At 63.8% G+C, this 12,287-nt stretch carries 14 protein-coding genes and 1 pseudogene; 9 read left to right on the top strand and 6 right to left on the bottom strand.

Translation table 11 applies throughout. From position 1 onward, the window contains the following. The first annotated feature begins 36 nt into the window (after positions 1–36). The 3 genes from pgsA to moaE are packed head-to-tail and all read left to right on the top strand — an operon-like array spanning position 37 to position 1,439. On the top strand, positions 37–678 hold the full coding sequence (gene pgsA / locus AUC70_RS01860; protein ID WP_244505457.1) for a CDP-diacylglycerol--glycerol-3-phosphate 3-phosphatidyltransferase: 642 nt from the start codon (positions 37–39) through the stop codon (positions 676–678). A gap of 13 nt (positions 679–691) precedes the next feature. Further along, a complete protein-coding gene (moaD, locus tag AUC70_RS01855) occupies positions 692–946 on the top strand; it encodes a molybdopterin converting factor subunit 1 (protein ID WP_069443336.1) in 255 nt (84 codons plus the stop codon). A 19-nt stretch (positions 947–965) separates the two neighbouring features. Continuing rightward, the gene (gene moaE / locus AUC70_RS01850) at positions 966–1,439 is read left to right on the top strand and encodes a molybdopterin synthase catalytic subunit MoaE (protein ID WP_069443335.1); all 474 of its coding nucleotides are present in this window, start codon (positions 966–968) and stop codon (positions 1,437–1,439) included. A gap of 73 nt (positions 1,440–1,512) precedes the next feature. Here the strand turns inward: moaE and AUC70_RS01845 are convergent, their stop codons facing one another. Beyond that, entirely contained in the window at positions 1,513–1,890 is a 378-nt protein-coding gene (locus tag AUC70_RS01845) for a hypothetical protein (RefSeq protein ID WP_069443334.1), read from the bottom strand. Between the two features lie 462 nt (positions 1,891–2,352). Between AUC70_RS01845 and AUC70_RS01840 the strand changes: the two genes are divergently transcribed. Beyond that, positions 2,353–2,862 carry an Imm1 family immunity protein gene (locus AUC70_RS01840; RefSeq protein WP_069443333.1) on the top strand — a complete coding sequence of 170 codons (510 nt, stop codon included), beginning with the start codon at positions 2,353–2,355 and terminating at the stop codon, positions 2,860–2,862. On the opposite strand, the gene gcvA is transcribed toward AUC70_RS01840, so the two are convergent. After that, positions 2,836–3,792 (bottom strand): transcriptional regulator GcvA, encoded by a 957-nt coding sequence (gene gcvA, locus AUC70_RS01835; RefSeq protein ID WP_069443332.1) that lies wholly within the window; start codon positions 3,790–3,792, stop codon positions 2,836–2,838. The two genes, AUC70_RS01840 and gcvA, sit on opposite strands and share 27 nt — an antisense overlap. A 101-nt stretch (positions 3,793–3,893) precedes the next feature. On the opposite strand from gcvA, the gene AUC70_RS01830 reads away from it, so the two are divergent. Then, positions 3,894–4,631 (top strand): type 1 glutamine amidotransferase, encoded by a 738-nt coding sequence (locus AUC70_RS01830; protein WP_069443331.1) that lies wholly within the window; start codon positions 3,894–3,896, stop codon positions 4,629–4,631. Between the two features lies 1 nt (position 4,632). Here AUC70_RS01830 and bluB read toward each other — a convergent pair whose 3' ends face one another. Together bluB and AUC70_RS01820 are read right to left on the bottom strand one after the other, a co-directional pair. Next, complete coding sequence (bluB, locus tag AUC70_RS01825; protein ID WP_083241159.1) at positions 4,633–5,343, bottom strand: 5,6-dimethylbenzimidazole synthase; 711 nt, start codon at positions 5,341–5,343, stop codon at positions 4,633–4,635. 385 nt (positions 5,344–5,728) lie between these two features. Next, positions 5,729–6,619: a branched-chain amino acid aminotransferase gene (locus AUC70_RS01820; protein WP_069443330.1), complete on the bottom strand. Its 891-nt coding sequence runs from the start codon at positions 6,617–6,619 to the stop codon at positions 5,729–5,731. A gap of 285 nt (positions 6,620–6,904) precedes the next feature. Between AUC70_RS01820 and AUC70_RS18490 the strand changes: the two genes are divergently transcribed. The 4 genes from AUC70_RS18490 (at position 6,905) to AUC70_RS01800 (ending at position 10,597) form a co-directional block, all read left to right on the top strand. After that, complete coding sequence (locus AUC70_RS18490; protein ID WP_342021941.1) at positions 6,905–8,224, top strand: response regulator; 1,320 nt, start codon at positions 6,905–6,907, stop codon at positions 8,222–8,224. Then, complete coding sequence (locus AUC70_RS01810) at positions 8,224–9,639, top strand: ATP-binding protein (protein ID WP_069443329.1); 1,416 nt, start codon at positions 8,224–8,226, stop codon at positions 9,637–9,639. Before AUC70_RS18490 ends, AUC70_RS01810 begins: the two co-directional genes overlap by 1 nt. A 23-nt stretch (positions 9,640–9,662) precedes the next feature. After that, positions 9,663–10,049: a hypothetical protein gene (locus tag AUC70_RS01805; RefSeq protein WP_069443328.1), complete on the top strand. Its 387-nt coding sequence runs from the start codon at positions 9,663–9,665 to the stop codon at positions 10,047–10,049. 68 nt (positions 10,050–10,117) lie between these two features. Then, entirely contained in the window at positions 10,118–10,597 is a 480-nt protein-coding gene (locus tag AUC70_RS01800) for a four-helix bundle copper-binding protein (RefSeq protein ID WP_069443327.1), read from the top strand. 12 nt (positions 10,598–10,609) lie between these two features. Here AUC70_RS01800 and AUC70_RS01795 read toward each other — a convergent pair whose 3' ends face one another. Together AUC70_RS01795 and proC are read right to left on the bottom strand one after the other, a co-directional pair. Next, positions 10,610–11,293, bottom strand: a complete 684-nt coding sequence (locus AUC70_RS01795; protein WP_141701893.1) for a TetR family transcriptional regulator — start codon at positions 11,291–11,293, stop codon at positions 10,610–10,612. Between the two features lie 116 nt (positions 11,294–11,409). Beyond that, positions 11,410–12,226 (bottom strand): annotated as a pseudogene (proC, locus tag AUC70_RS01790) (pyrroline-5-carboxylate reductase). Between the last annotated feature and the right edge of the window lie 61 nt (positions 12,227–12,287).

Raw genomic sequence — 12,287 nt, 5'->3', positions numbered from 1 at the left:
CGCCCATTGCGTTATGTTGGGAGGCACGAACTTCAGTTGAGTGATCACGACATGTCGGAACAAGGATTGGCGGGACGGGGCGTTCCCGGTGGCCACAACGCGGATCGGCGGCATTACAGCAGCCTGCCGAATATCCTGACCTATGGGCGCATCGTCGCCGTTCCGGCCATGGTCGCCTGCTTCTTCATCGAGGCCGATTGGGGCCGCTGGCTCGCCATGTGGATCTTCATCGCCGCGGGCGTCAGCGACTTCCTGGACGGCTATCTCGCCCGCGCCTGGCAGCAGCAAAGCAAGCTCGGCCAGATGCTGGACCCCATCGCCGACAAGCTGATTGTCGCCGCGGCCCTGCTGATGCTGGCCGCGAACGGAACGATCGCCGGCTGGTCGCTCTGGGCCGGCGTCATCATCCTCTCCCGCGAGATCCTGGTCTCGGGCCTGCGCGAATTCCTCGGGGGCTTGAGCGTCAGCGTCCCCGTCACCAATCTCGCCAAGTGGAAGACCGTGGTGCAGATGGTCGCGATCGGCTTCCTGCTGGCGGGCCCTGCCGGCGACAAGGTCTGGTCCTACACCACCAATTTCGGCCTGACGCTGTTGTGGATCGCCGCGATCCTCACGCTCTACACCGGCTACGACTATTTGCGCGCCACGCTGCGCCATCTCATGCCCGACGAGAAATAGGCGCAACCAAGCAATGACACGCCTCCTCTACTTCGCCTGGGTGAAGGAAAAGACCGGCATCGCGTCCGAAGACGTGGAGCTGCCGGAAAGCGCCGGCACGGTCGCCGACGTCATCGCCTGGCTGAAGACACGCGGGCCCGAGTTCGAGAATGCCTTCGCGCAAGAAGAGACGATCCGCGCCGCCGTCGATCAGACCCATGCGCGCGCCGACGCCTCCATCGCGGGGGCACGCGAGATCGCCTTCTTCCCGCCCGTCACGGGCGGCTAGCTTCGAGAGGAGGCGCGCCGTGATCCGCGTCCAAGAGGGCGACTTCAATATCGGCGAAGAGATCGAGGCGCTGCGCAAAGGCTCCTCGGGCAAAGTCCGAACCGACATCGGCGCCATCGTCACCTTCACCGGCACCGTGCGCGACGCGCTTCGCGAGGGCGCGGGCGAAATCTCCGCCATGACCCTCGAGCACTATCCCGGCATGACCGAGAAGGAGCTCGCGCGCATAGAAGAAGAAGCGAGATCGCGCTGGCCGCTGCAAGCCTCGCTGATCGTCCACCGCGTGGGCACGCTCCTGCCCGGCGACAACATCGTGCTCGTCGTCACCGCCTCGGCCCATCGCGAAGCGGCCTTCGAAGCGGCGCGCTTCCTCATGGACTATCTCAAGACCTCCGCGCCGTTCTGGAAACGCGAGACGGGCCCGCAAGGCGAGCACTGGGTCGAAGCGAAAGACACGGACGACCAAGCCGCTGCACGGTGGCGGGAGGAGTAGGCTACCCGACGCATCTAGCCCAGCTGACAACGTCACATTGTCGGACGCGAACTGACGCCAACTGCGTGGTGGGTCATGGAGCCTGCGACACGGGTAGAGGGCCGTAGCTAGGGCCTAGATTGACCCATTCAGGCTTCCGTCTGTGAATAACTTGCCTGAGCAAACGTGGAAGATTGCCGAGAAAGAACTTGGTTTGGCTCAGATCCGTCTGATGAGCATAGCGCAAGTATTGGAAAGCGGTGCCTCCGGACTCAAGCGCGGATCGGAGGTCGGTCGGCAATGCGTCTCCTGTCGCTTTCGAGAACTCCGCAATCATGTGTTGTGTGGGGATGTCGCTGAGCCAGCCTTGTTCCAGCTCCTTCTGCGTTTTGCCCCGGAGCGCTTTGAATAGCTTTTTAAGGTTGTGTGTTGGTATGGGCTTGTTTCCCTCCAACAGGATCAGCGTCTTCAAGTAGAGTTCGCAGGCAAATGCATTGAGTACGAGCGATGGCAATCCTACGTACGCCCCCACGATCGGACTGTCGCTTTGCGACAGCTTGTTTCTGAGGTGCTCTTCGGCAAATCTAAATCATTCTGCCTGAACATAGGCGCGGCGCAAATCTGCTTCCGGCGTCGGTGATTCTTTTCCCATGGCAATGAGGAACCCTCGTAGCTTGAAACGCCGAGCAACTGTTCACATGCGCAGCACCAAAGCTATGCCGGTGCCCTATCTCCCTCACCGCACCCTGACGACCCGCGCGCCGTTGCGCAGCGATTTGAGCGCGGGGCCCCAGCCGCAGATCCAAAAGCATCAGCGTTATTCTAGCTCTTGTAGTAGAAGTTTGTCTTGGCAACCTGTTCGTCGGACTCTTCGATCCGGACGCGATATCGTCGAGATCGCGCGCGATGGTGACTGGTTGGAGTCAATCGCATTATGAAAAAAACGACATACTTCAACTCGGAGGACGTGAAGGGCTGGCCAAGGCCAGAGGAACTGAGGCCTTTTTTCTTCGCACCGCCAGGACGAGAGTGGTTCAACAGTACCGGCAACGACGGCGCGCTGCTCACTGGAGAAGGACTCTACGGCACCGACAATGAAGATCATCTTGCCGGGAAGCGGGTCGACCTCGATTTATATCTGTACGGCATGCCTGGCCTTGGTGTTCTGCTCATCTACCATAAGCACGGAGGCGGCTATCAGGAGGAGTATACGTCCGTCGGCGACATGAGCCGCCTGAAAGAGTGGGTAGAAAACCTCCATCAGACGAAGCTGCCCATCGGTCTCTTTATCCCCTTCCCTCGCGCCTATGACGCGGTGAAGGAATTCATCGAGACGGACGGAGAGCTTCCCAAATGCATCGAGTGGGTGGCCAATAAGGACTTACCCTATGGCACCTTCCCGGATCCGGCGGTGGAACTAGAAGAACGCTTCGGCAAAGACTAGCACTCGGGGGACATCGCCGCCCCCGCCGCCCCCTTGGTTCAGCCCTGCCTCGGCCAGCAGCCATTTGCGAAACGTCGCGACGCGCGGATCGTCCAGCGCGCGCGGCGGGCAAACCAGCCAATACCGGATCCCGACTTCATGAGTGATGTCGAACGGCGCGACGAGGCTGCCGGCCTCGAGTTCCGCCTCCACCAGATGCTGCCGCGCGACGGCGACGCCGAGGCCTTCGGACGCGGCGCGCAGCAGCAGCTCCGAATAGCCGAAGCGCGGCCCGCGAGCGAGATCGATGCCTTTGAGCCGCGCGGCCTTCAGCCAGAGCGGCCAGTCTTCCGGATGGGCATCGTTGCGCAGCAGAACATGATGGGCGAGATCGGCCGGCTCTTTCAGCGGGCGCGGCCCCTCCAACAGCGCGGGGCTGCAAACCGGGATCAGCCGCTCGGCGATCAGCGGTTCGCAATGAAGCCCCGGCCAATTCCCCTGCCCGTAGCGGATGGCCAGATCCACGTCCGATCCCGTGAAGCTCGCCGCCTCCATGCTCGCGTCGAGCCGCACCTCGATCTCGGGGTGCTTGCGCTTGAGATCGGCGACGCGCGGGATCATCCAGCGCACCGCGAATGTCGGCAGCATACTGATCGTCAGCGGCGCGTTGGGCTTCCGCTCATGCAGATCGGCGATGGCGAGCGAGAGCCGGTCCATGACCGCCTGAACCTCGGGGAGGAATCGCTGCCCGGCGCTGGTGACCGTCACGCCATGGGACCCGCGCTCGAAGAGCTGGGTGCTCAACGCCTCTTCCAGGCCGCGCACCTGGTGGCTCACCGCCGACGTGGTCACCGACAACTCTTCCGCCGCGCGGCGGAAGCTCCTGAGCCGCGCCACGGCCTCGAAGGCCCGGAGCCCCGCCAGAGACGGTATCGGAACGTGCGCAACCATGATGAATTCTTCTCAACACCCGATGAAAACATATCGCTTTTCAGCCGCTTTTCCGACTGTAAGTTCATGAGAAGATTTCACCAACTGCCAAGGCGCGCCTCATGAAGCCCATCCGCATTTTTCGCCACGAAGACTGGATTCATCCCGGCCGTCTCACGCAGTTCCTCAACGCCGAATCTGTTCCCTGGGAATTGGTGCGGATCGACCAGGGCGATCCCGTCCCGCAGACCATCGACGACGTGGCGGGCCTCGCCTTTCTCGGCGGCACCATGAGCGTCAACGACGAATTCCCCTGGCTGCTCGACGAGATGGCGCTGATCCGCAAGGCCGCGGCCCAGGACGTGCCGATGCTGGGCCATTGCATGGGCAGCCAGCTCATCGCCAAGGCGCTGGGCGGCTCCGTGGCGCCCATGCCGGATAAGGAAATCGGCTGGTGGCAGGTGACGAAGTGCGGCAACCCGGTGGCGCGGGAGTGGCTCGCCGATACGCCCGATCCGGTCGAGATCCTCATCTGGCACCACGAGGCCTTCACCCTGCCGCCCGGCGCGGCGCCGCTCTATTCGAGCCCGTTCTGTGCCGAACAGGCCTATGCGTTCGGCAACACGGTGGCGACGGTCGCCCATCCGGAGGTCACACCCGAACTGCTCGAGAGCTGGCTGGACCTCTACGGCTACGACATCGAGCCCACGGTCCCGAGCGTGCAATCCATCGAACAGATTCGCGAAGCCCTGGCCAAGCGTTGCGTGGCGATGCATGCAGCCTTCACGGACCGGATCTACGAAAAGTGGCTGGCGCGGATCGTGGCCTATGCACAGGCCCGAGAACACTCCGCCGCGTAGCCTAGCGCCGCAGGATCACGTCGTCGGTCGCGTGGCGGTGTTCCCAGCCCGCGCGCTGCAGCGTGGGCGTGTCGTCTTCGGCTTGCGGATAGCCCACGCAGAGATAGCCGATGAAGATCCAGTCTTCCGGCACGTCGAGCGCCGCCGTGACGCCCGCCGGGTCGATGATCGACACCCAGCCGACGCCGATGCCTTCGGCCCGCGCGGCGAGCCAGAACGTGTGCACCGCCGTCACTACCGAGTAGTCGATGGTCTCGGGCATGGTCATGCGGCCGAGCCCGTAGCCCTGCACCGTCTCGCGGTCCGCATAGACCGCGATCTGCACCGGCGCCTCGTCCATGCCTTGCAGCTTCAGGCGCGCATAGAGCGCCGCCCTATCCGGCGATTGCATGGACAGCGCCTCGGCGTTGCAGGCCTCGAAATTCGCCCGGATCGCGGCGCGGCGCGCTGGATCCTCCACCAGCACGAAGCGCCACGGCTCGCTGAGGCCGACGGAAGGCGCGAGACACGCGAGACCCAGCAGCCGGTCGATCGTGCCGTCGGGGAGCGGGTCGCGCTTGAAGCGCCGCACGTCCCGCCGCCAGCGTAAGAGATCGTAGAGCCGCGCGCGGAAGGCTCCGTCGAACCGGGGCACGGGCTCACGCGTGTTGGGATCGCTCTTGTCGGGCTCTCTCGTGCTGCGCTGCTGGAATTGTTCGCCAAACGCTTTCATCGCCGCAAATCCTAGCATGCTTGCGCGCAAGGGAAGCCGGTTGTTTGCGACCGGGCTGACGGTCGGGGCCGCACGATCACCTCTTTCAATACTTGATCGAGATGCATCTATTTCCCTGAAAACAACTCACTTCATGCAAGGATGGGAACCCGCTAGAACCTACTCATGACGTTCGGCCGCCCAGCCCGAATGTCAGAAGCGTCCCTGCCCGAGCCTGGGCGCTTCCTCATCTCAGCCTTGCGGCGGTCTCTCGGCTTCGGCCGGAGATCGCCGCATTCTTTTTATGGGCTGCTGATGCGCGCCCGCGCGCGCAGCTGGCCGGCGAAGCAGGGTCCACCGACAAAACCAGCGTAATCGCTATTTGGGGAGCTTCTGCGGGGGGCCGTTAGCCCGCCGCGGCGATGCTCTTGGCGGGATGCACGAGCGCGGCGTAATCGGCCATGAGCGTGCGCGTGATCTCGCCGGGCACGAAGCTGTACTCGCCGATGGAACCGACCGGCATGACCTCGGCGGCCGTGCCCGTGACGAAGCACTCGGTGAAGTCCGCAAGCTCTTCGGGAAGGATGCGCTTCTCGACCACGTCCCAACCGCGCTGCTTGGCGAGACCCATCACCGTGCGCCGCGTGATGCCGTTGAGGAAGCAATCGGCGGTGGGCGTGTAGATGACGCCGTCCTTGACGAAGAAGATGTTCGCGCCCGTGCATTCGGCCACGTAGCCGCGCCAGTCCAGCATGACCGCATCGGCGAAGCTTTCGCGCTCGGCGCGGTGTTTCTCGATGGTGCAGATCATATACAGACCCGCCGCCTTGCTGTGGACCGGCGCCGTCGCCGGATCCGGCCGGCGGTACTTGGCGAATTTCAGCTTCATGCCCTTCTCGATCGCGGCGGGATCGAAATAGGAGCCCCATTCCCAAGCAGCGACGGCGACGTTGATCTTCGTCTTCTGGGCCGAGACGCCCATCTGCTCGCTGCCGCGCCAGGCCAGCGGGCGCACATAGGCGTTGGAGAGTTTGTTGGCGGCGATGACCTCGCGCGCGGCCTTGTCGAGCTCGGCGACGGTATACGGCACTTCGAAATCGAGGATCTCGGCGGACTCGCGCAGGCGCTGATTGTGCTCGGTCAGCTTGAAGATCTCGCCGTCATAGGCGCGCATGCCTTCGAACACGGCGCTGCCGTAATGCAGGGCATGGGTCAGCAGATGCACCCGCGCATCATCCCACGGGATCATCTCGCCATTGAACCAAATCAAGCCGTCACGCTGATCAAAGCCCGGCATGGGTCTCCTCCAAGAATAGGGGCGCGCCGGTTTTTCCGAATGCGTCTGACCCCTGGGTAATTTCCACCCCAAATCCAGCCATACGATACCGTGTCAGAGCAATTGCGCACACGTGCGGCGGGGCGTATCAAGGGGTATTAAGTCAACATGGCTGACATAATCCAAGCCAAAATATATGTCAACATGACTGACCTAAATACACCACTCTCCCGTGGCCGCAAAACTGCGGGAAACAAGCGCGCGGGCACCCGCGCGGACGGAGCGGTTGTGGCCAGCAGCGAGACCATGAGCGAAACACCAGAGGCCCTGACCAAGGCCCCGATGGAGGATGTGGCGGCGGTACCGGCCGAACGCACGGCCGAGGCGCTGACCGAGGACAACCTCCACTCCTTCGCGGAACTCCTGTTCTTCGCCTATCGCGACTTCACGGGCGATCCGGATGCAATCCTCAAGGATTTCGGCTTTGGCCGCGCCCATCACCGGGTCTTGCACTTCGTCAAGCGCCACTCGGGCCTGCGCGTCGCCGACCTCCTGGATATCCTGAACATCACCAAGCAGAGCCTGTCGCGCGTGCTGAAGCAGCTGATCGATCAGGCTACATCACCCAGAGGCGGGCGCCGCGGACCGCCGGGAGCGGCTGCTCTACCCGACCGAAAGCGGCAAAGCCCTCGCGGCGCGCTTGGCCGCGCCGCAGATGGTGCGGCTTCGCGCGGCGCTGGAGGCTGCGGGCCCCGAGGGGGAGCCAGCAATTCGCCGTTTTCTGGAAGCTATGATCAATGCCGAAGATCGGCCCAAAGTGTCCGCCATAACGAATCCGAACCCGACGCACTCCGATCAGCCTGCGGCGGACCCCAAGGACGAAGGCAAACCCAGTTGACCCACGCGATCCACACCAAACCTCAACAGGGGGCCGGTCCGGAAGACAACGCGCAGCACATCCTCATCGTGGATGACGACAGCCGGATTCGGGATCTACTGGGGCGCTACCTCCAAGACCGCGGCTTCCGGGTGACCATGGCCGTCGATGCGGAGAGCGCCCGCGCCCAAATGCGCAGCCTCGCCTTCGATCTGATCGTGCTCGACGTGATGATGCCGAAGGAATCGGGCATCGACTTCGCCAAGTCGCTGCGGGCAAACAACCCGGTGCCCATCCTGATGCTGACGGCGAGAGCCGAGCCCGAGCATCGCATCGAGGGCTTGGAAACCGGCGTCGACGACTATCTGGCAAAACCCTTCGACCCGCGCGAACTGCTCCTGCGCATCGGCAACATCCTGAAGCGCGGCGCCCAGGCCGCACCGTCGGGCGAAATCCGCATGGGCAACTTCATTTTCCATATCAGCCGCGGCGAGCTGCAGCGCGACGGCGAGACCGTGCGCCTGACCGAACGCGAGCGCGAACTCCTGCGCTACTTCGCGCAGCGGCCTGGAACGCCGGTGTCCCGCCACGAACTCGCCAAGGGGTCCGATAAAGACGCCGACATCGGCGGCGAACGCGCAGTGGACGTGCAGATCAATCGACTAAGACGCAAGATCGAAAACGACCCTGCCAATCCGGTCTATCTTCAGACCGTGCGCGGCAAGGGCTACATACTCTATTCCGAGTGATGAGCGCCGTCTCCGATACCGCCCGCCCGCTCCCCGAGGAGCAAGCCAAAGCCGAGCGGCAAGGCCCGCTCAAATGGCTGTTGGCGCGTTTCGGCGAGCAAATGCCGAAGGGCCTCTATGCGCGCGCCCTCATCATCATCATCGCCCCGATGGTGCTGCTTCAGTCGGTCTTGACCTTTGTGTTCCTGGAACGTCACTGGCAAACCGTCACCCATCGCCTGTCGACGGGCACGGTGCAGAACATCGCCATGCTGATCGACATGTACGAGGAGCTTCCGAAGAAGCACAACGTCGCGATGCTGACGGGGCTGGCGGCGAAGAATTTGGGCTTGCGCGTGCGGTTCGCCCCCGGCGAGGATCTGCCGCAAGTCCGCTCGAAGCCGTTCTTCGACCTGCTGGATACGACCCTGTCCGATGAGTTGGAGCGGCGGATCGGCCGCCCCTTCTGGATCGACACGGTCGGCCGCTCGGACTTCGTCGACATCCGCATCAAGCTCGATGACGCCGTCATGCATGTGCTGGCGCGGCGCAGCCAGACCTACGCGTCCAACTCCCACATCTTCATCGTCTGGATGCTGGGAACGTCCGTCGTCCTGCTCACCGTGGCCATTCTGTTCTTGCGCAACCAGATCCGTCCGATCCTGCGCTTGGCCTATGCGGCCGAAAGTTTCGGCAAGGGACGCCCGGATGCCGCAGGACTTCAAACCGCGCGCGCGCGCGAGGTCCGCCAGGCCGCCCACGCCTTTGTCGAGATGCGCGACCGCATCGAACGTCACGTGGAGCAACGCACGCTCATGCTCGCCGGTGTAAGCCACGACCTCCGGACCATCCTGACGCGCTTCCGGCTGCAGCTCGCGATGATGGAGGAAGGCTCCGAACTCGAGGCCATGCGGGCCGACATCGACGAAATGCAGGCCATGCTCGAGGACTACATGGCTTTTGCAAAGGGCGACTCGGGCGAAGCCATCAGCTATTTGGACATCAGCGAGGTTTTGAACGAGGTCAGCTCTCAAGCCCATGGGGGCAAGACCGATCTCGAAGGCAAGACCGTGGAGGTCCGGATCAAGAACGAGCCGCTCGTCGTGCGCGCCCGCCGCCACGCTTTCAAGCGTGCGATCTCGAATCTCGTCAACAACGCCGCGCGCTTTGCGGACACCGTGCGCATCACGGCCGCGAAGGCGGATGGCGTCTTGACCATCGAGGTCGAGGACGACGGCCCCGGCATCCCCGAAGACGAACGCGAGCTCGTGTTCCGGCCCTTCTACCGGATCGACCACGCGCGTAACCAGGATTCGGGATCGACGGGGCTGGGGCTCGCCATCGCCCGCGACATCACCCGCATACACGGTGGCGACATCACCCTCGATCAATCTTCTCTCGGCGGACTGAAAGCCGTGCTAAAAGTCCCGGTCTAATTTTGTCACTCGGAGGTGCTTCCATGAAACGTGCGTCTATCGGGCTTGCCGCCATCGCGGCCCTGGCGTTGGCCGGCCCGGCCTTTGCCCAGAACGAGGCGGAGCCGGACGGCTTCCAGCAAGACGAGATGCCGGGCTCGGAGATTCAGATCGATATCGGCGAAGGCGGTGCGGACGTCCACCGCCAAGACGGCAACAAGATCTTCCCCGCTAACGAAGCGGCCGCCGAGGCCAAAGCGGCCACAAACGCACAAGACGACGAAGAACTGGAGAAAGAATTCCAGGAAGGAGAGGCGCTGGGCGACGACCGGGAAGAGCCCTTAGGTCCGAATGCGATCGATGAAGAACTCCCTGGCGAAGGTCCTGAGAGCCTCTCCGGTCCGGATGACGACGATCCACTCCCGTACTAGCCACGTATAGTAAGGAACCGCAAACGCCGCCACGGTCCGAGGGACCGACGACATGAGTGAGGCCTAAGATGAAAAAGTCGAGAGCTGAAAACGGCAACGACGTCGATGCACCCGTCGCCAGCCGCCGCGAACTCCTGGCCGGAGCCGCTCTTGCGGGTCTTGCCATGCCGCTTGCCGGAAGCGCCGCACAGGCCGCTCACGAACATCACGGCGGCGGCCACAAGGACCTGACAAAGCTGGCTCTGGACTGCGTAGGCTATGGCGAAGCCTGCGTGGCACACTGCATCAAGGTGCTGGGTACGGGCGACACGTCGCTCACGGACTGCCTCGTCAGCGTCAACGCGATGCTGCCGATGTGTGCGACGCTCGCCCGCTACGCTGTAACCGACGCCAAGCGCCTCAAGGAGCTTGCCCGCGTCTGCATCGATGTGTGTGACGACTGCGCGAAGGAATGCGACAAGCACGCGGCCGAGCACGAAGAGTGCAAGGCCTGCGGTGACGCCTGTAATGCGTGCATCAAAGCCTGCAAGAAGCTGATTGCCGCCTAACGCATTGAGCCTTTAAGCGGAAGACGGAACCGGCCCGGACTCGGGTGATGGCTTGCCGTCGGGCTTGCCCTTGCCTCCGAAGTTCCGCTTCAAGCCGCGCACGAGCCCGCACACGGTCTCGCAGGCCTTCTCCAGGCTTTGCATGCCGCGCTCCCCGTTCGTCAGACCGCGATCCAGCGTCGCCATGGTCTTGTCCAGCGACGGCGAGTCGTCGTCGAGCCAGATGCTGAACGCCTTGCCGTAGACGGCGGACAGGCCGGCGATGCGCACCAAGGCCGTCGGACCGTCGAGCTTCGCGCCAGCATTCGCGAGCGTCCAATATTGCGTGACCATCCGCGAGCACACGAACATCGAGGCCTCGCCCGGCCGGCAGCGCAGATAGGCCGCGATGCGCTTCAGCGCCTCTTTGTGCGGCCCCATCACCTCGAAGCGCGTCATCAAAGCCTCGAATACCTGATCGCGAACGGTGTCGTCGGGTCCGGCGGGTTTGGTACGCGCCAGGACCTGAGCATCGACCTCGGTTTGGAAGGCGCGCAGGATTTCGTTCTTGCAGACGAACTCCCGGCGCAGGTCCGCGATGCTCAGATTCGCTTCCTTGGCGATATCGTTGAGGCCGACGTCGCCCCAGTCGCGCTTGGCCGCGAGCGACATAGCCGCCATCACCGCCCGGTTCCGTCTGGAGAATTCCTCGAACATGGCCGTACTCCTCTATGGGACACTCGTTTCGGCGTCTTGTTGAAAGGGACGATAGGCCGATTTCGTGGCCATCGAAAGACGGGAGGTCCGGCGCTGCACGACGCGCGGGAGAAGCCTCAGGACGACAACTCCCGCGACCGTTTCGCAGCCTGCGCCACCGCGCGTGCGAGCAGCCTCTTAAGCGCGTCCTCTTCCATGAGCACTTCGAGCGCGGCCGCCGTCGTGCCGTTGGGCGAGGTCACGTTGGTCCGCAGCGTCGTGGCGTTCTGTTCGGACTGCTTCAGCAGCGCACCGGCGCCCGCCACAGTCGCACGGGCGAGACGCGCGGCAAGTTCGGGCGGCAGCCCCGCTTCCAGCCCAGCCTGCTCCAGGGACTCGACGAGGTGGAAGACATAGGCCGGACCGCTGCCCGAGACGGCCGTCACCGCATCCATCAACGCTTCCTCGTCGACCCAGACCACATCGCCGACGGCCGCGAGCAACGTCTCGCACGTCCGCCTTTGGGGTTCGCTCACGTGGGCATTGGCGACGCAGACCGTGATCCCCTCGCCGACGGCGCCGGCGTGTTGGGCATGGCGCGCACCACGGCGCAGGTTTCCGGCAGGGGATCGGCGAGACTTTCGAGCGTTCGCCCGGCCGCAATGGACAGGACAACCGTCTCGGCACCGACCGACGGCGCGATCACACTCAGGACCTCACCGGCGAGGGCCGGCTTCACGGCGAGGACGATGACGGCGGGCGGTTGCGGCAACCGAGGCGCCGCGCCTGCGACGATCCCATGGGCGGCCACCAATTCGCCGATGCTCTCCGGCAGCGCCGGTCCTGGATAAAGACGGCCTTGGGATCGATCCCCGGCCAGCCAGCCTCGAGTAACGCCCCGCCCATCTTGCCCGCACCCACCAGGAGCAACGGGCCGCTCAAGGCAATCGTCATGCTTGGTCCTGCCTCATCGGAACACCTGTCGTTTCCGGCCATCTAAGCAGCCGCCCGGTGT

This window comes from Methyloceanibacter stevinii (genome assembly GCF_001723355.1).
Taxonomy (GTDB): Bacteria; Pseudomonadota; Alphaproteobacteria; order Rhizobiales; family Methyloligellaceae; genus Methyloceanibacter; species Methyloceanibacter stevinii.
This window is presented reverse-complemented; position numbering and strand designations above follow the sequence as displayed.

Bases quoted from the DNA above. Each gene is read 5' to 3' on its own strand.
- AUC70_RS01800 (WP_069443327.1), top strand. From the start codon at position 10,118: ATGAAAAAGTCGAGAGCTGAAAACGGCAACGACGTCGATGCACCCGTC.
- AUC70_RS18490 (WP_342021941.1), top strand. From the start codon at position 6,905: ATGAGCGAAACACCAGAGGCCCTGACCAAGGCCCCGATGGAGGATGTG.
- AUC70_RS01820 (WP_069443330.1), bottom strand. From the start codon at position 6,619: ATGCCGGGCTTTGATCAGCGTGACGGCTTGATTTGGTTCAATGGCGAG.
- AUC70_RS01830 (WP_069443331.1), top strand. From the start codon at position 3,894: ATGAAGCCCATCCGCATTTTTCGCCACGAAGACTGGATTCATCCCGGC.
- AUC70_RS01805 (WP_069443328.1), top strand. From the start codon at position 9,663: ATGAAACGTGCGTCTATCGGGCTTGCCGCCATCGCGGCCCTGGCGTTG.
- AUC70_RS01810 (WP_069443329.1), top strand. From the start codon at position 8,224: ATGAGCGCCGTCTCCGATACCGCCCGCCCGCTCCCCGAGGAGCAAGCC.
- bluB (WP_083241159.1), bottom strand. From the start codon at position 5,343: ATGAAAGCGTTTGGCGAACAATTCCAGCAGCGCAGCACGAGAGAGCCC.
- gcvA (WP_069443332.1), bottom strand. From the start codon at position 3,792: ATGGTTGCGCACGTTCCGATACCGTCTCTGGCGGGGCTCCGGGCCTTC.
- AUC70_RS01795 (WP_141701893.1), bottom strand. From the start codon at position 11,293: ATGTTCGAGGAATTCTCCAGACGGAACCGGGCGGTGATGGCGGCTATG.
- moaD (WP_069443336.1), top strand. From the start codon at position 692: ATGACACGCCTCCTCTACTTCGCCTGGGTGAAGGAAAAGACCGGCATC.
- AUC70_RS01840 (WP_069443333.1), top strand. From the start codon at position 2,353: ATGAAAAAAACGACATACTTCAACTCGGAGGACGTGAAGGGCTGGCCA.